This window comes from Bacillus cereus group sp. MG1, assembly GCF_040460035.1.
GTDB classification, from domain to species: Bacteria; Bacillota; Bacilli; order Bacillales; family Bacillaceae_G; genus Bacillus_A; species Bacillus_A cereus.
The window spans coordinates 5,254,484-5,273,182 of the sequence record NZ_JARVGY010000001.1 but is presented as its reverse complement, the minus strand read 5'-3'; the positions used below and the strand labels follow the sequence as shown (position 1 = coordinate 5,273,182).

Below are 18,699 nucleotides of genomic sequence, written 5' to 3'. Positions count from 1 at the left end.
GTAAAAGAAAAGGGAGGAAAGAACTATGGCTTCACCTGAAAATGTTATTTTAGTTCATGAAATTTCAAAGCTGAAAACAAAAGAAGAATTATGGAATCCATATGAATGGTATCGTTTGATGAGGGATAATCACCCAGTTCATTATGATGAAGAGCAGGATGTATGGAATGTTTTTTTATATGATGATGTAAATCGTGTTTTATCAGATTATCGCTTATTTTCAAGTAGAAGGGAGCGCAGACAATTCTCAATCCCTCCTTTAGAAACTAGAATAAATATAAACTCTACAGATCCACCAGAACATCGCAATGTACGTTCCATTGTTTCTAAGGCATTTACTCCAAGAAGTTTAGAACAGTGGAAACCTCGAATACAGGCTATCGCAGATGAACTTGTACAACATATCGAAAAATGTAGTGAAGTTAATATCGTTGAACAGTTTGCTGCACCTTTACCTGTTACCGTTATTTCTGATTTATTAGGAGTCCCAACAACAGATCGTAAAAAAATTAAAGAATGGTCTGATATTTTATTTATGCCGTATAGTAAAGAAAAGTTTAATGATCTGGATGCTGAGAAAGGGATAGCATTAAATGAATTCAAAGCATACCTTCTACCGATTGTTCAGGAAAAGAGATATCATTTAACCGATGATATCATTTCTGATTTAATTCGAGCTGAATATGAAGACGAAAGATTAACCGATGAAGAAATTGTAACCTTTTCATTAGGTTTACTAGCAGCTGGGAATGAAACCACTACAAATTTAATTATTAATAGCTTTTATTGCTTTTTAGTAGATTCACCTGGAATTTATGAAGAGTTAAGAAAAGAACCTAACTTAATTTCAAAAGCGATTGAGGAAGTATTACGCTATCGCTTTCCTGTTACATTAGCCCGGAGGATTACAGAGGATACAAATATATTTGGTTCTTTAATGAAAAAGGATCAGATGATTGTTGCGTGGGTTAGTGCAGCGAATTTAGACGAGAAAAAATTTTCACAAGCCTCTCAATTTAATGTACATCGAACAGGAAATGAAAAGCATTTAACCTTTGGGAAAGGTCCTCACTTTTGCTTAGGAGCACCACTTGCACGTTTAGAGGCTGAGATTGCATTAACTACCTTTATAAATGCTTTTGAAAAAATAGAGCTATCTCCATCTTTCTGTTTAGAAAAATGTATATTGGAAAATGAACAAACATTAAAATACTTACCTATTCGATTGAAAGCTAAATAAAAATCTTAACAAGGTGCATACATTTGCATCTTGTTTTTTGTTTCTCAATTGTGAGTTTTCGGTAATCACCTTAATATGGAATTGTATAAAACGTAGAGGAGGATTCTTATGTTGACTTGTAATGGAAGTAAATCATTTCAAAAGTTTATTAAAGGTGTTACAGATCTTATGGAAAACGGTTTATTTGAAGAAGAAATAGTGTGTGGCATTGAAAAGTTACTAGAAGAACTTTTAGAAAAGAAAACATGGCTTCCGTTAGATAAACAGAAGGCCAATTTGACTCAATATGCACGACATTTATTGTATGAAGATCCGCTCAAACGTTTTGAAGTACTAGCTCTCGTATGGAAAGATGGACAATCTACACCTTTACATGATCATGACGGCACATGGGGAGTAGAAGGCGTTTTTTCAGGAAGGATTATGGTGCAGAACTTTATACAAACGAAACAACTTGGAAATTCACTTGTTTATTTAACACATACAGGAAATCTTTATTTGGGAGAAGGAGAAACAGATAAAGTAATTCCACCAGCGGATTGTCATATTCTTGAAATTAGCAAAAATGAAAGCGTTATTACGATTCATGTCTATGGAAAACGGTTAGAAAAGTTTAAAGTATATATACCAACTGAAGAAAAAAATGTGTACATGTGTGAGACAAAATACATTAGTTATAATTCATAGTTTAAAATCCAAAGCTTTTTTAAAAAGAAAAGCTTTGGATTTTATTTTTAATTATTTCTTGACCTGAAACGCTTTTCATAAATTATAAATAAGAAGTACCTCACGAGGATTGTATGAAAACGATACCTAATAATTAATTAGAACTCGTGTATTTATAGAAAGTGGTGAAGAAATAATGAAATTAATCGCAATTGATTTAGATGGAACTCTTCTTTCGGGGAATAAAATGATAAGTAAAGAAAATGCAGAAGCAATTCGAACATGTCAAGAAGCTGGCCATGTTGTAGCAATTTGTACAGGACGTTCAATTGTTGACATTGAGCGATTATTGTTAGAAGTTGATTTAGAGTGTCCAATCATTGCGGAAAATGGTGCTCTTATATATAAAGATAAAAAAATGATGAAGAGATATCCAATTCAAAATATGCAGGCACTTGAAATTGTAGAATACCTTGAAGAGAATGGTTTATATTATCAGCTCTATACCGATAAAGGTGTGTATGTACCGGATTATGGAGTAGAGAGTGTACGTAATGAAATTGAGCATGTGAAGAATTCAAAAGAAAATTTCGACTTGAAAGAGTTAGAAACAATCGCAGCATTATATCTTGAGCATACAGCGTTTCATAGTGCGGAAAGTTGTAAACCAATTGTAGAAACAGATATACATGTGCATAAACTATTACCATTTTCTTATGAAATTGAGAAATTAAAAAAACTCAAAGAAACATTTCTTCATAATACAGATTTAGCAATTACATCTTCATATTGGCACAATTTAGAGATTAATCATCGAGATGCTCAAAAAGGGAATGGATTATATACTTTAGCAGAACATCTTAATATTCCGGTTGAAAACACTGTAGCGATAGGTGATGGGCTAAACGATGTTTCTATGATGGAAAAAGCGAACATATCAATTGCAATGGGGAATGCAGTAGAAGAAATAAAAGCAATGTGTAAATACGAAACGTTATCAAATGAAGAACATGGTGTGGCACATGCTTTATATAAATATGTAATGTAATTAAAAAAGAAAAAAGAATCCAAATGGATTCTTTTTTCTTTTTTATTAGGGGTAAGGTATTCTATGAGATTCATAGAAGCCTTATTACATTTTATTATATAGAATATATTGGAATAAATGTTTATATTTTTCATAAAAATTGTGAATATTTTATGAACTTTATACTTATTGCATGTTTATACCGCTATTAGTAACGTGTATGACTCTCAAGTGAAAATTCAGTGAATTGTAAGAAGGAATTCAAGTTACCTAGACAATAAGTGAGGAATCAACGAAATATATACTAATTAAAGGTATATTCAGTATATATATTCTTTTCTTATTTTAATTGAAAAATAAAATTTGTTCGAATAATTATTCTACAGCTATATACCTTCACTAGCTTTCTTCGTATAATGGAGAAGTATGAATTTTAGATTTGTATTAATTTTACATATTGAGGTGAAAAAGGAATGAATTCGCGGCTAATGGAACTTATTGATGTGAGTACAATAGAAACCATGGCAGAACAATTTTATAAATTAACTAACATATCACATCAGCTTCTTGATGCTGAAAAAGAGTGTGTTTTTTCATTCGGAATGAATGAGATAAAAAAGAGTAAACTTCCAAAGATTGAAATCCCCATTTTCTTATACAATCAACATTTAGGATCTTTTGTTGTGTGGTCCAAAAAAAGCGAAATTTTCAGTTGTCAAAAATACTTTGAAATGCTCTCAAGTTTAATTTTAGATGGCGCAATAAAAGTATTTCAAAGTAAAAATACAACGTTGCTTTCTCGGAAAGAGGAGGAACTACATACGATTTTACAAAACATGCCTGTTATGGTCGATGCGCTTGATTATAATGGAGATTTTGTTTTGTGGAATCGAGAATGTGAAATTGTAACAGGTTATACCGCTGAAGAAATAATTGGAAATCCCAACGCACTGCAATTACTGTATCCTGATTATAATTATCGCCATCAAATACAAAAGAAATTTTTAACTTGTGGAAAAAATTTCAGAGATTGGGAAATGCACTTAACATGTAAAAATGGTGAAATCAAAACAATAATGTGGTCGAATATATCAGAACAGTTTCCTGTAACAGGATATAGTTATTGGGCTGTTGGTGTAGATATTACACATTTAAAAGCGATAGAAGAGCAGTTAAAACAACAAACATCTGAACTGGAATTAATTTTTAAAGCTTTACCAGATTTATGTTTCTTAACAGAAGATGATGGCACAATTATAGATTACAAGGCAGGATCTCCTACAAAGTTTTACGTACCCGCAGAAGCTTTTATGGGAAAAAAGTTTTACGAAGTATTACCATCTTCAGTAGCACAGCAGTTTCAGGAAGCCATTAATCAAGTGAAGGAAAAAGGAACGAATGTAATTGTAGAATATCCACTCACACTTAATGGAAGTATTAATTTCTTTGAGGCTAGGTGCTTACCATTATTACATGATAAAATTATGATTATTGTACGCGACATTACAGAGAGAAAAAAGACAGAAGAATTGCTAAATAAATCAGATACGCTTGCAGCAATTGGTCAATTAGCAGCTGGCGTGGCTCATGAAGTAAGAAATCCTTTAACTGTAATTAAAGGTTTTATACAGTTATTTCAAATTAATAAAGAAGATCAAGAAAAATATTTTGATCTTATGCTCTCTGAAATTGAAAGGATAGAAGCGATCCTGCAAGAATTTCTGGCAATTGCTAAAACAGATGAGATAAATACAGAAAAGAAAAATATTTATCAAATTTTTAAAAATGTCGTATCGTTAATGAATACAAAAGCAATTATGACAAATATTCAAGTTGAACTATTTACGGATGACAAAGATATAATTATTGAATGCTCAGAAAATCAATTGAAACAAGTATTTATTAATATTTTGCAAAATTCAATCGAAGCTATGCCAAATGGTGGGGAAATTTCAATTCACATAAAAGAAATAAATGATGATGGTGTCATCATTCATGTAATAGATGAAGGAATAGGAATACCTGAAGAAAGAATTAAGAGATTAGGTGAACCTTTTTATAGTACGAAAGAAAAAGGGACTGGTATTGGATTAATGTTAAGTTATAAAATTATTGAAAGTCATCAAGGGACAATTAGTATCATGAGCGAGGTTGGTGTCGGGACAACAGTAACTATTTACTTACCGAAAGTACTAAGTAAACAATCTCTTTCTAATTGTGACGACAAATGTATAGCAATACGCACTAGTAGTAATTCTTAAATCAATTAATACCCAATAACAAAGCGATTAGTGAAAACTAAGCTTTTTGTTATTGGGTATTTTTTATATTTAATTTAGTAAACTTTACCTTTTCTTTACCTTTGTTTTAATTTCTATTAAGTTTTAAACATTATATTAATATTTGTACAAAGCAATGTATAGAAATTGTACATTACTTTTAATATAGAAATGTGATTATTATTTGAAATATTGTAAGGAGGAGATTATGACAAGGTGAAAAAGCAAGAGAAGAAAAGTGGTAGAGTAGTACCTCTCCGGTTAAATATTTTATTCCTTTGTGTATTTTTATTATTTTCTGGCATTATTATTCAGTTAGGGAAAGTGCAAATTTTTGATGGAGAAACATATAAAAATGAAGTAGAGAAGAGAGAAAATGCAACCGTGGGCCTTTCTGTACCACGTGGGAAAATATTTGATCGTGAAGGAAATCCAGTAGTTGATAATAAGTCTTTACGTACGATTACATATACAAAGGTGAAAGGTGTAAAACAAGAAGAAATATTAAAATCAGCAAGACAACTTGCAGATATTATTGAAATGCCACAAGAAGATATAGATAAGTTAACGGAGACTGATAAGAAAGACTTTTGGATGCAATTAAATCCAGAACTTGCTCAAGACTTAGTATCAAAAAAAGAAATAGATAAGTTCCGAGATAAGGATATTACCGGAAAAGAGCTAGACAAAAAAATAGAAGATTTAAAAAGGAAACGCGTTACAGATAAAAATCTTCAAGAACTAACGGCTAAAGATATAGAAGTGTTAGCTATTAAAAGTAAAATGACCTCAGGTTTTCAAATGGCACCTCAAATTATTAAAAAGGACGTTAGTGAACAGGAATATGCGGTGATTAGTGAAAATTTAGCGAACCTTCCAGGAGTAGACGCATCAGTTGATTGGGAGAGAATCTATGTAAATGATGGATTATTCCGTTCTGTCCTTGGTAACGTCTCAAATGCTGATGAAGGATTGCCACGTGAACGATTAGATTATTATTTAGTGCGTGATTATAGCCGAAATGATAGGGTCGGCAAAAGTTATATCGAACAGCAATACGAAGATGTACTTCATGGTACAAAAAAAGAAGTAAGAAGCATTGCTGATAAACAAGGAAATACTATTAGAACGGAAACGGTTTCGGAAGGAAAAAGCGGTAAAAATTTAACTTTAACAATAGATATGGAATTGCAAAAAAAAGTAGAGGAGAGCATAGAAAAAATATTAAAACAATATAAAGGGTCAGAATCAATGTTAGACCGTGCTTTCGTAGTGATGATGAATCCTAAAAATGGCCAAGTATTATCAATGGCTGGGAAAAGACTTGTAGAAAAAGATGGGGAAATGGAAGTAGAAGATTATGCTTTAGGCACGCTGACAAGTTCATATGAGCTTGGATCAACGGTTAAAGGTGCAACAGTGTTAACAGGGTTTGAAACAAATGCAATAACTCCTGGAACACATTTTTATGATGCACCTATGAAGTTTAAAGGAACTAAGGAAAAGAAGTCTTGGAAAAATTTTGGTGATATAGACGATCTAAGAGCGTTACAAGTTTCTTCAAACGTTTATATGTTTAATATCGCATTAAAAATTGCTGGTGTGGATTATGTGAAAAATAGTTCACTAGATATTAAACAAGAATATTTTGATAAAATGAGATATTATTTCAGGCAATTTGGACTAGGCGTACAAACTGGTATTGATTTACCGAATGAGACTGCAGGGCAAATTGGAAGAAAAGATAATCAGCCTGGTTTCTTATTAGATTATTCTATTGGACAATATGATACATATACACCACTTCAGCTTGCACAATATATTTCGACTATCGCAAATGGAGGGTATCGAATGAAACCACAAATTGTTCAAGAGATTAGAGAACAAACCGTTCAAAAAGATGAGGTTGGTAAAGTAGTACAATCAATAGAACCCGTTGTTTTAAATAGAATCGATATGAAACAAGAACATATTAATCAAGTAAAAGAAGGATTTAGAAAAGTATTTCAAGAAGGAGATGGAACAGGAGTAAGAGCGTTCCAAAAAGCACCATATAAACCAGCTGGTAAAACAGGGACCGCACAAACTGTATATGGTGGAGAAAATGAAATTGGGCGAAATGCGAAAGGCGATCGTAGAGAATGTTATAACTTAACATTAGCTGGATATGCGCCATATGATGATCCAGAAGTAGCATTTTCTGTTGTAGTACCGTGGGTTGAAAATGATAAATCGGGCATTAACTCCGATATTGGAAAAGAAGTTTTAGATGCTTATTTTGATTTGAAAAATAAGCGAGTAACTGGTGAAGCGCCAAAAACAGATGCCTCTAAAGAGAATTAAAATGTACGAAACGTCTCTAGCATGTCTGTAAACTAGAGGCGTTTTTATCTGGGAATAGATTAGAAATGAGGTGTATATGAAGCTGTTTATTCTAAAATATTGGAGGAACATATGTAGTTACATATTAATTATAATAGGGGTTATTTTTATTAATAAGTCCTTTTTATTTTGTATGGTAGAAGGGATTTCGATGCAACCTACTTTGAATGAAAAAGATTATATACTTGTTAATAAGGTAAACGTCTGTTTATCGTCTTTTCATCATGGAGATGTTGTCATTATAAAAAAAGAAGACGAGCCTACTTACTATGTGAAACGAATTATTGGATTATCGGGGGATAATATACAACTAAAAAAGGATGAGGTATTTATTAACGGTAAAAAGCGTGATGAGTCGTATATACATTTAGATATGTCACAAGTATCCAATCGTTTTTCAAATTTTAGAGAAATAAAAGTTCCTACGCATAAATTATTTGTGTTAGGTGATAATCGTAATCATAGTAAAGATAGTAGGAATACACTTGGACTTATTGATGAGTCAAATATAATAGGTAAAGTAGAAATGGTATTTTATCCATTTGATCATATAAAATGGATAAAATAATTCTATTAACTATTCACGTTTTATAAAATCAATCATATATTAATAGCATAGGACAAGCAGAAAAGCTTGTTCTAACCTCACAGAACACTCCTTATCACGGTTAGGCATCTACATAGGTAGATGCTTTTTTTTATGTTGATGACTGAAAATTATTTATCAATATAATGTAGCAAGCATATTAGGACTATTAGGGGAAGATTACTTGTACAAATAACAGTATGCTTAATTAAAACAATGAAATGTAAGGAGTGAGGAATAAGTGCTAAATATTTTAGTGGTTAATTTTCCAGCAGAGGGACATGTAAATCCTACATTAAATTTAGTAAAAGCCTTTACTGAACGAGGAGATAATGTACATTATATTACAACGGCAAACTTTAAGGATAGAATTGAAGATTTAGGAGCTACTGTACATACTCATCCGGATCTATTAAAAGAGATTTCTATTGATGCTGAAACCTCATCTGGGTTAAATGCTTTTTTTCATGTGCATGTTCAAACTTCTTTATATATATTAGAAATTACGAAACAATTATGTGAAAGTATAAATTTTGATTTCGTAATTTATGATATATTTGGCGCAGGAGAGTTAGTAAAAGAGTATTTACAAGTTCCAGGTGTAGTGTCCTCACCTATATTTTTAATTCCGCCAGAATTTTTGAAGACATTACCTTTTCATCCAAATGCAGATATGCCATTCCAACCAGAGGAAATCTCTGAAAAATTACTAAATCAGATGGAACATAAATTTGGAGTAAAACCAAAGAATAATCTTCAATTTATGAATAATAAGGGTGATGTTTGTCTCGTATACACAAGTCGCTATTTCCAACCTAATAACGAATCGTTCGGAGAAAATAACATTTTTATTGGACCGAGTATTTCAAAGCGTAAAACAAATATAAAGTTTCCACTGGAATCACTTAAAGAAAAGAAAGTTATTTATATTTCAATGGGAACACTGCTTGAAGGACTCGAACCATTCTTTAATACTTGTATTGATACTTTTTCAGATTTTGATGGGATAGTTGTAATGGCAATTGGTGATAGAAATGATATTTCTAAAATTAAGAAAGCACCAGATAATTTTATAATTGCTCCATACGTACCTCAATCAGAAATATTAAATGAAGCAGATGTTTTTATTACACATGGTGGTATGAATAGCGTACACGATGCCATTCATTATAATGTCCCATTTGTAATAATACCGCATGATAAAGACCAGCCAATGATAGCGCAAAGATTAACTGAGCTTGAAGCGGCACATAGACTATTGAAAGAACATGTTAATGTGCACACTTTAAAAGAGGCCGTAACAGATGTTCTTTCAAATGAAAAGTATAAACATGGTATAAGAAAACTTAATGATAGCTTTTTAAAATGTGGTGGTTCAAAAGAAGCAATTGCAGTTATTGAATCTCTTTTAAATAAAGTAAAATTTTAATCAGTAGGGATTTTACTACCCATAAATAGCGGGATAAATAGTCGTAACTGTATACAAGCATAGAGGTTCTCACCTTTATGCTTGTATATTCTTATCCAGCAAATTGCACAGCAGTATTTGCGTGTAAAAAAGCAGTATCAAAAACGGGAACAGTAAGATCATTTTGGGAGATAAGTAAAGGTATTTCAGTACAGCCTAATAATATACCTTCAGCGCCGTTTTGAATTAATGATTTTGTAATTTGTAATAACTTTTCTTTAGATGTTTCTGAAATGATCCCTCTACTTAATTCATCTAATATGACATGGTGGATAAAGGTTCTTTCCTCTTCATTTGGGATAATTGTCTCAATGTTATATTTCGCTAATCGTGATTTATAGAAATCTTGCTCCATCGTTTGTTTTGTTCCTAATAGTCCGATACGTTTTATACTCTGTTCTACCATTTCTTTAGCACTTACATCACCAATGTGAAGAAGCGGGATAGATATTGCTTGTTCTACTTCTTCGGCAAATAGATGTACGGTATTTGAACACATTAATAAACATTCAGCCCCAGATTTTTCAACTTTCTTTGCAACTGTAACTAGTTCATTTTTCACTTCTTCATATTGATGGTTTTGTAATAAAGTAGTTACTTCACCAAAGTCCATACTATATAAAACTAACTTTGCATTTTGATCGTATTGAGAGAGTGTAAGTGTATTAATATGTTTATAGTATAATGATGTAGATTCCCAACTTAATCCTCCAATCAAACCAATAACTTTCATAATGCATTCCTCCCGAAACGATTTTGAATTTATTATTTCACAATTCCGATAAGAATACAATGATTTAAATGATCTATTTAATAAAAAATAAAAATAGTGAGAAAAGTATTGAAATTTATACTTTTTAGTGCCATAATACGAATTACAAATTAATACTTATCCAGAGAGGTGGAGGGAACGGCCCTAAGAAACCTCAGCAACCCCTATGCAATTTTATAGGAAGGTGCTAATTCCGCAGAGGACACGATGTGTTTTTTGAAAGATAAGAGGATTCTTGAATGTGAAAGAAAATGACCTCTTATGTAAGAGGTCATTTTTTTGTTGTATAGAAAGGGAGTGTCGATGCATAATTCATTTTTAAATTAAATATAGAGTAATAAAAGTTGACTAATATGAGAGGGGAATTGTCATGAACAAATTATCAACAAAGTTAGTAGTAGCAATCGGTATTGGAGCAGCATTATACGGGATATTAGGACTTTGGGGATTTTCCATTGCACCGAATACATTTATTAAACCAGCATTAGCTATATTAACTGTTTTTGGAGCATTATTTGGTCCAGTGGCAGGACTGTTAATCGGACTTATCGGTCATACCGTAACAGATACGATTGCTGGCTGGGGTATTTGGTGGGGCTGGGTTATTAGTTCAGGTATTATTGGTTTTTCAATGGGGCTTATTCAAAAAAGAGTTGGTTTTAGTGTGAAAAACGGGTCATTTAACAAGGGGGATATTTCTTATTTAGCAATTACTGGGCTAGTTGGTATTGTCATTGCTATTATATTTGCTGGGGCATTCGATATTATTGTGATGGGAGAACCATTTGACAAAATTGTTATACAAGTATTAGGAGCAACAATTTCCGATGTCATCGTTTTCTTAGTACTTGGATTGCCACTTACAATTGGTTTGGCGAAATCCAATAAGAAACATACACATTTAAAAATTGAAAAGTAGGGATGTTAACATGCAACCAATTATTTCGTTTGAACAATTCACCTTTCAATATGGGCATGCTGTGCAGCCTACTTTAAGTGATATTACCTTTCATATATACCCTGGGGAAAAAGTGCTAATTGCTGGACGAAGTGGCTCAGGAAAGTCGACATTAGCTCATTGTATAAATGGGCTAATCCCATTTTCTTACGAAGGGAATAGTACAGGTAACGTTTTAATTGCCGGTAAAGATCCGAGGGAAGGAAGTATTTTTGAACAAAGTAAACAGGTAGGAACAATTTTGCAAGATCAAGATGCTCAATTTATTGGTCTGACAGTAGAGGAAGATGTAGCTTTTTATTTAGAAAATGAATGTGTAAAGCAAGATGACATGAAAAAGATTGTTTCGGACTCATTAAGAAAGGTGAAGATGCATACGTTTCATAAACAAAGTCCATATGAATTATCAGGAGGTCAAAAGCAAACAGTTTCTCTAGCGGGTTTATTAACAACAAATGCGGATATATTATTGTTCGATGAACCGTTAGCTAATTTAGATCCACTAAGCGCCTTACATACGATAAAACTTATGAAAGATATACATGAACAATATAATAAAACGATTGTTATTATCGAACATAGAATAGAAGAAATTTTAAACCTGGATTTAGACAAAGTTATATTAATTGATGAAGGTAAAGTCATTGCGATAGGAACACCAAAAGAAATCTTAGCGTCAAATATATTACCACGTATCGGCTTAAGAGAGCCTATTTACATCGAAGCATTAAAGAGATTACATTTTGATAGTAATAATGACGTAATATATCCAATGGAAAACCTTCAAAAAGAAAAGGTAAGCAACGTTATAAAAGAGTGGATGGAGAAACAAGTCATATTAAAAGGGAATACTAAAAACAAGGAATTACTTAAAGTGGAGAATTTATCATTTTCATACTCTAATAAACAAAAAGTATTAGAAAATGTAAACCTTTCAATATATGAAGGAGAAATTGTGGCACTGTTAGGACATAATGGAGCAGGGAAATCAACATTAGCTCATAGTCTTATAGGCATAAACAAAATGAAAAATGGGAAAATCTTGTTAAAAGGTGAAGATATTAGTTCTTGGTCTATTCGTAAACGTGGGGAAATCATATCTTACGTGATGCAAAATCCAAATCATATGATTACACAGCCTACTGTTTTTGAAGAAGTTTCATTTACATTAACATTACATAATTTTTCTAAGGAAGAAATTAAGAATAGAGTAGAAGGAACTTTAAAAATTTGTGGTTTATATCCATTTCGTAATTGGCCAATTCAAGCACTAAGCTATGGGCAAAAAAAGAGATTAACAATCGCATCTGTATTAACAACAAATCCTAAACTTATCATATTAGATGAACCGACAGCGGGACAAGATTATTATCACTATAAACAATTTATGTCTTTTATTAAAAACCTAGCTAAAAAGGGAATTTCATTTGTTTTTATCACTCACGATATGAATCTCGCGCTAGAATATACAGACCGTGCAGTAGTTCTACATGAAGGGAAAATTATTGCGGATAATACAGTGTTTGATGTATTAGGCGATCAAGAAACGTTACAAAGAGCCAACTTAAGAGAGAGTTCTTTAACCAAGCTTGTTAAATTTAGTGGGATTGCATGTCCAGAAAAATTTATGGAGCTTTATTTAGACAGTAATAGGAGGGAGGAAGGTGCATAGTACATATTTTCATCGTATGGATGGGATAGTGAAATTGTTTTTATTTATTTTTTGTATGACGCTTACTTTTTTGTTTTTTGATTTTCGGGTGTTGCTAATATTATTTATTATTGGGTGTATCGGGCTCAGCATTGCTAAAATTCCATTTCGTAAAATTTTAATTGTTTTTAGTGTCATATTTACATTTAGTTTATTAAACTCTGTCATGATTTTATTGATTACACCAACTCATGGATCTGAATTAACTGAATCATATACCGCGTTTTTACATGTTGGATATGCAACGATTACATATGAAACATTATTTTATGCAGCTACACTTTCATTAAAGTATTTTACGTTATTACCATTTACACTTCTTTTTATTTACACGACAGATCCAAGCGAATTTGTAAGTAGCTTAAGTAAACTTGGTATTCATTATAAGATTACTTATGCAATAAATATTGCACTACGTTATATTCCTGACATCCAGTCTGAGTATAAAATTATTAAACACGCGCAAGAAGCGAGAGGAGTGGCTTTTGAAAAAGGAGAAGCAAGTTTATGGGTTCGTATGAAGAACCGTGTTTTAATTTTCTGGCCACTAATCATTCATTCTCTAGAAAGAATAGATACGGTTTCAAATGCAATGGATTTAAGAGGATTTGGAAAGAAGGATAAACGTACATGGTTTTATACAAGTAAGGCGAAACGTGAAGATTTCATCGCTTTATTTGCCGGTATTTTCATATTTATTGTTGCGGTATATTTAAAATTAAACGTATTTCAAAACTTTTGGTATCCATTTTAAAGCACTCTTTAAACGAGTGCTTTTACTTATTTTTATGTAGACATGCTCAAAAAAGGGATATATACATAATGTATAATACGAACCAGTTAAAATGATCAACTACCTATTAGTTTTCAAACCAAAAGGAGGAGAAAATATGAGTTACGGTGGTTCTTGTGGTTTTGGTGGAGGTTTTGCTTTACTAGTTGTGTTATTCATTCTATTAATAATTGTAGGATGCAGCTGCTGGGGCGGAGGATACTAATTTTTAATTAGTCTTCACAAATGTAAACTAAAAAAACATTGAAGATACTTATGTATCGAAACAAATAAAAAAGGAGCGACTATGCTCCTTTTTTATTTGTTTTAATGCGTATTCTTATTATATTTCGGGAACGTAATCGTTAAAGTCGTTCCTTTACTAACGATACTTCGAATTTTTAAACTTCCATGCATCGTCTCAATAATCTTAACAGCAACCATCGTACCTAAACCGGTTCCTTTTGTTTTTGTACTAAAATACGGTTCACCGAATCGATGTATTTGCTCCTGTGACATTCCAACTCCGCTATCTTCAATTCGTATTTCAACTTTACTATTATTGATAGATGAGGAAATATTTAAGGTACCACCATTAGGCATTGCTTCAATACTGTTCTTTATTAAGTTTAAAAAACATTGTTGAAAGTGCTGTTTATTACCAACAATGGTTGCCTCAGAAAAATCCTGTGTAATATGTATCGTATTCATATTACACAATGGCAATATCATATTAATAACCCGATTTAACTCTTGTTTTATTGAAATTTGATCTAATTTTTCTGGAGCAGGTTTGGCAAACGTTAAATAATCATCGATAATTTCTTGGGCACGATTTAACTCTTCAAGTATATGTTTAATATATTCGTCTCTTGACTCAGGAGTTAAATTTGGTGTTTTTAAAAGCTGTGTAAATCCTTTTACAACCGTTAAGGGATTCCTTACTTCGTGCGATATACTTGCAGCGAGTTGGCTAACAATCTCCATTTTTTCCATTTTAATTAATTTTGAGCGCATTAATACAGCATCTTTTATAACTTCATTTATATAAACAATAAATAACATCAAAGTAGTCGGTAATACCATGAAATAAATAATATACAAATTATTCACTTCAAAATCTGATAAAGTTAATACAATTAAAGTTGTAAATATGGCTAGGAAAAAGGTTAAAAACATGGAAAAAGCTACTTTAAGTTTTCTATTATATGTATTAAATTTTGAAGATGCGAGTGCTGTAACGATGAACATTATTCCGTAAACAACAACGGTCAGCATGTTAAAGCCATAAAATAAAAATCTTGTAATTAATAAAATTGTAAACAATATGATACCGACAGGGAATCCACCATAAAGCGTACCTATTATGACCGGAATTTGTCTTAAATCATGAATACAACTTTCATCCATATAGATAGGGTATCGCATACATAAAATAAGCGGGATACTAGAACAAAGGGTAATCAGTAGTATTTTATATTTCTTTAAATAGCGCCCGCTATCATATATGAAATAAAAAACAAATATACTACATAAAATGTATAGAAGATTATTTAATACGTTTTGATTAATATAAACAAAGTCCATAATATTTGCCTCGTTATTCTGAATTTACTTAACATATGTATTATACATAATAACATATGTTAAGGTGAATAAACCTTGTTAATACAAGATTTGTTTGGCTTTTTGTTATAAAATGCAAACATTTTTCAAACGTTAGCTATCCAAAGATACTTTTACTAAAATTTTTTACTCCTTCTTCCTGCATGTTCGGTAAAACATGAGAATAAATCCTAAGAGTTAATGAAATGTCTGTATGACCTAATCTCTCACTGATAATTTTAGGATTAACTCCTTGTTTCAATAGTATAGTTGCGTGTGGATGTCTTAAATTACGAATTTTAATTTTTTTCACTGCTGCATTTTTTATTTCCTTATAAAACTTTTCCCTGAAAGCATTTCTGCATAACCCCCCACCTGATTTATTACAATTAATTAAATCTAAATCTTGATAAGCAGAACTGATTGGTAATAAGAAACGTTTGCATGAGATTCTAAATAAATATAAAAATACTAAAGGAAAGTAAGGTATGAAAAAACAGGTGTTTCAAGAAAAGTGGACGAGCTAGGTCGTGTAGTAATTCCAGTAAGAGTTTATTTGGGAGGTGGCTTTTAAAACTGATGTTGTTGAGTACATGTGGTAGTAAAAGGTAGATGGACATATGAAAAAAGTAGAAATTGATGTTAGTAGCAACAAACTTTTAATAGTGCAGGACGGGAATGTGACAGTAGTCAATCCACCAATGAGCGGATTTGGTGAGCAAGTCGCGGTTTAGATAAACGGTAAGGTTGATCGTGTAGATACTAAGTTTACTGAAAAGATAAAATGATTATTTTTAGAAAGATACCCAGACGGATTTAGTCGAGAAGCTAGTCAAAATCGCGTAGATGTGAAGTGAAAATCGTAAAAAAAAAGAGTCATGAGTGGAAAGGCTCATAGCTCTTTGAATAAGGGTAATGGTTTTATAGGTGAATATTATTATTAAATTCTAAAAAATTCAATGTTAGTAAATTAATTGGTATGTGATTTGAGTTTTATAGAAAGAGATCAGCTAACAACAGCTAGCTGATCTGCAGGTTCTGTAAGACAAAACAGAAAAGAATATTAACAGAATATAGAGGTTTATTCTGGTTGTTTGAACGTAGTTAAAGAAAGAATATCACATACTATCAATTTTAATAAAAACTATCTGTGGCTTTCACTTCTTTATTTTATTCACAAATAGTTCCAGTAGCTATTCCGGTTGGAGCGACACCTACTGGGACATTAGTGATAACAGTATTCGTAGCAATATCAATAACGGAAACAGTATTACTAGCTTGATTTGTAACATATGCTCGAGTGCCATCAGGTATGATGGCTACTTGATCAGGGGATAAACCAACAGAAATTGTATCAATCACAGTATTTGTCGCCACATTTATTACCGATACATTATTGCTAACTTTATTTACAACGTAAATAAGGTTTCCACCCGGTGTAATATCTATGCCAACAGGTTCGGTACCTACGTTAATTGTATTAATAACTGCATTGGTAGCGGTGTTAATAACAGAAACCGTATTGCTGTTTTGATTCGTGACATACGCACGAGTACCATCTAGTGTAAACACGATTATTCTAGGACGAATGCCAACAGGGATGGTATCAATAACTGTGTTGGTAGCAGTATTAATGACAGAAATTGTGTTGCTTAATTCGTTTGCAACATATGCAAGGGCACCATTTGGGGAAACAGTAATTCCTTGTGGAGCGATGCCAACAGGAATGGTATTAATAACTGTGTTTGTTGCCGCATTAATGACAGAAACAGTATTATTGCCATGATTTCCAACATAAACAGTTGTGTTATTTGGAGAAACAGCTACACCTATTGGGTTAGTTCCAACAGGAATGGTAGCGATAACGGCATTAGTAGCAGTATCAATAACGGAAACGGTATTAGAAAAAATATTAGTAACATAGGCACGAGCTCCATTTGGTGAAACGGTTACTTCAAGTGGTGCATTACCTACAGTAATTGTATCAACTACTATATTTGTTCCGGTGTTAATTACAGATACTGTATCATTTGTAGGGTCATCTATGAGTCCTGCATTTGTAGCATATACTAGGAAATTACATGCAGGTCCGGTTGGCCCGGTAGGTCCAGTCGGTCCCGGTGGACAATCACAATCTCCAGTAGGTCCTGGTGGTCCTTCAGGTCCTTGAATACCTTGCACACCTTGAGGTCCAGTAGGTCCCGGTGGTCCTTCCGGCCCTTGAATACCTGACACACCTTGAGGTCCAGTGGTTCCCGGTGGTCCCGGAGGCCCTTGAATCCCTTGTACGCCTTGAAGTCCTTGAGGTCCCGGTGGTCCTTCCGGCCCCTGAATCCCTTGCACGCCTTGAGATCCTTCCGGTCCCTGAATCCCTTGCACACCTTGAGGTCCTTCCGGTCCTTCTGGTCCTTCCGGCCCCTGAATTCCTTGCACACCTTGAGAACCCTGAGCGCCTCTAGGTCCAGGAAATCCTCTAGGTCCAGTGGCTCCAGTCGGCCCCGGTATTCCGATGTTACTTAATAGCGAACTATTTAAGATTCCTTGTAAAATTAAGTTGAATGTTTGCTGTAATAAGGGGTCCGATATATTTGAACAACTTATAAGTGAAGACAAGCTTTGGAATAGAAATTGGAATAATGCTGAGATTTGAGTGAGGGATGCAGTAGGTAAGGAATTAATTAATTGATTTATAGTTCTTATAACTAAATTTCTATTTGGTGTATTTGGTTGTACTGTTATTAATAAATCATTTAATGCCTGTAATGCTGATTGGAGTATTTGTATAGTTGTTGGATTTGGTGTTGTGAAAAAAGAAAGGATGGCTTGATTTAATTGATTTATTATTTGTAATAATTCTTGTTGTTGAGAATTCGAGAAAAAAACAGGTGTACAGCAATTACTTTGATCACAAGGGGATATAGAAATAAAGCAGGGTTGCTGAAATTTATCACACGGATTTTTGGAATTTGATTTTCGATTATATCTCATAAATACCTCCTTTTAAAAATTGAATATTAAGTAATTTTTGGTAAATTATTAGCAACTGACTTTGTAGGTATATGTTTAATGTGAAATGTTTTTTCCTTCAAAGTATATGCCAATAAAATAGAGGTGTTCATATGGGATATATAACCAATACTTGGTTGTTAGGAGGATGTTGTAATCATAGGAAAGAAAATGAAGGTTACAAAGTTTATAGGCAAGCGATTGTATTTTAAAAAAGCGTTATTGTA

At 32.5% G+C, this 18,699-nt stretch carries 15 protein-coding genes, 1 pseudogene and 1 riboswitch; of the genes and pseudogenes, 12 read left to right on the top strand and 4 right to left on the bottom strand.

What is annotated here, in order from left to right; genetic code table 11:
- Window positions 1-25: 25 nt before the first annotated feature.
- The 7 genes from QCI79_RS27495 (at window position 26) to QCI79_RS27465 (ending at window position 9,609) form a co-directional block, all read left to right on the top strand.
- Window positions 26-1,240, top strand: a complete 1,215-nt coding sequence (locus QCI79_RS27495; RefSeq protein WP_000168011.1) for a cytochrome P450 — start codon at window positions 26-28, stop codon at window positions 1,238-1,240.
- Window positions 1,241-1,348: 108 nt separating this feature from the next.
- Window positions 1,349-1,927 carry a cysteine dioxygenase family protein gene (locus QCI79_RS27490; protein WP_000954437.1) on the top strand — a complete coding sequence of 193 codons (579 nt, stop codon included), beginning with the start codon at window positions 1,349-1,351 and terminating at the stop codon, window positions 1,925-1,927.
- A 175-nt stretch (window positions 1,928-2,102) separates the two neighbouring features.
- On the top strand, window positions 2,103-2,954 hold the full coding sequence (locus QCI79_RS27485; protein ID WP_000766385.1) for a Cof-type HAD-IIB family hydrolase: 852 nt from the start codon (window positions 2,103-2,105) through the stop codon (window positions 2,952-2,954).
- 452 nt (window positions 2,955-3,406) lie between these two features.
- Window positions 3,407-5,194, top strand: coding sequence for an ATP-binding protein (locus QCI79_RS27480; RefSeq protein ID WP_001088556.1), 1,788 nt, complete (start codon window positions 3,407-3,409; stop codon window positions 5,192-5,194).
- A gap of 234 nt (window positions 5,195-5,428) precedes the next feature.
- On the top strand, window positions 5,429-7,555 hold the full coding sequence (locus tag QCI79_RS27475) for a peptidoglycan D,D-transpeptidase FtsI family protein (protein WP_021727985.1): 2,127 nt from the start codon (window positions 5,429-5,431) through the stop codon (window positions 7,553-7,555).
- A 76-nt stretch (window positions 7,556-7,631) separates the two neighbouring features.
- On the top strand, window positions 7,632-8,162 hold the full coding sequence (lepB, locus tag QCI79_RS27470; protein WP_000765192.1) for a signal peptidase I: 531 nt from the start codon (window positions 7,632-7,634) through the stop codon (window positions 8,160-8,162).
- A 259-nt stretch (window positions 8,163-8,421) separates the two neighbouring features.
- A complete protein-coding gene (locus QCI79_RS27465; RefSeq protein ID WP_000932147.1) occupies window positions 8,422-9,609 on the top strand; it encodes a macrolide family glycosyltransferase in 1,188 nt (395 codons plus the stop codon).
- Between the two features lie 91 nt (window positions 9,610-9,700).
- On the opposite strand, the gene QCI79_RS27460 is transcribed toward QCI79_RS27465, so the two are convergent.
- On the bottom strand, window positions 9,701-10,381 hold the full coding sequence (locus QCI79_RS27460) for an aspartate/glutamate racemase family protein (protein ID WP_000864399.1): 681 nt from the start codon (window positions 10,379-10,381) through the stop codon (window positions 9,701-9,703).
- Between the two features lie 153 nt (window positions 10,382-10,534).
- Window positions 10,535-10,650: riboswitch (SAM riboswitch) on the top strand.
- 140 nt (window positions 10,651-10,790) lie between these two features.
- Here QCI79_RS27460 and QCI79_RS27455 point away from each other — a divergent pair.
- The 4 genes from QCI79_RS27455 to QCI79_RS27440 all read left to right on the top strand — a co-directional run bounded on the left by QCI79_RS27455 (window position 10,791) and on the right by QCI79_RS27440 (window position 14,087).
- A complete protein-coding gene (locus QCI79_RS27455; protein WP_001038210.1) occupies window positions 10,791-11,339 on the top strand; it encodes an ECF-type riboflavin transporter substrate-binding protein in 549 nt (182 codons plus the stop codon).
- Between the two features lie 10 nt (window positions 11,340-11,349).
- Window positions 11,350-13,050, top strand: a complete 1,701-nt coding sequence (locus QCI79_RS27450) for an ABC transporter ATP-binding protein (RefSeq protein WP_001182524.1) — start codon at window positions 11,350-11,352, stop codon at window positions 13,048-13,050.
- Window positions 13,043-13,843 carry an energy-coupling factor transporter transmembrane component T family protein gene (locus tag QCI79_RS27445; protein ID WP_000556363.1) on the top strand — a complete coding sequence of 267 codons (801 nt, stop codon included), beginning with the start codon at window positions 13,043-13,045 and terminating at the stop codon, window positions 13,841-13,843. Before QCI79_RS27450 ends, QCI79_RS27445 begins: the two co-directional genes overlap by 8 nt.
- Window positions 13,844-13,979: 136 nt before the next feature.
- Window positions 13,980-14,087, top strand: a complete 108-nt coding sequence (locus tag QCI79_RS27440; RefSeq protein ID WP_000120182.1) for a YjcZ family sporulation protein — start codon at window positions 13,980-13,982, stop codon at window positions 14,085-14,087.
- Between the two features lie 101 nt (window positions 14,088-14,188).
- Here QCI79_RS27440 and QCI79_RS27435 read toward each other — a convergent pair whose 3' ends face one another.
- Complete coding sequence (locus QCI79_RS27435) at window positions 14,189-15,448, bottom strand: sensor histidine kinase (protein ID WP_000348327.1); 1,260 nt, start codon at window positions 15,446-15,448, stop codon at window positions 14,189-14,191.
- Between the two features lie 136 nt (window positions 15,449-15,584).
- Window positions 15,585-15,890 (bottom strand): annotated as a pseudogene (locus QCI79_RS27430) (tyrosine-type recombinase/integrase); the annotation flags it as partial.
- Window positions 15,891-16,086: 196 nt separating this feature from the next.
- On the opposite strand from QCI79_RS27430, the gene QCI79_RS27425 reads away from it, so the two are divergent.
- Window positions 16,087-16,200 carry a DUF3954 domain-containing protein gene (locus tag QCI79_RS27425; RefSeq protein ID WP_000754943.1) on the top strand — a complete coding sequence of 38 codons (114 nt, stop codon included), beginning with the start codon at window positions 16,087-16,089 and terminating at the stop codon, window positions 16,198-16,200.
- A gap of 436 nt (window positions 16,201-16,636) precedes the next feature.
- On the opposite strand, the gene QCI79_RS27420 is transcribed toward QCI79_RS27425, so the two are convergent.
- Window positions 16,637-18,454, bottom strand: a complete 1,818-nt coding sequence (locus QCI79_RS27420; protein ID WP_021727984.1) for a YVTN family beta-propeller repeat protein — start codon at window positions 18,452-18,454, stop codon at window positions 16,637-16,639.
- Between the last annotated feature and the right edge of the window lie 245 nt (window positions 18,455-18,699).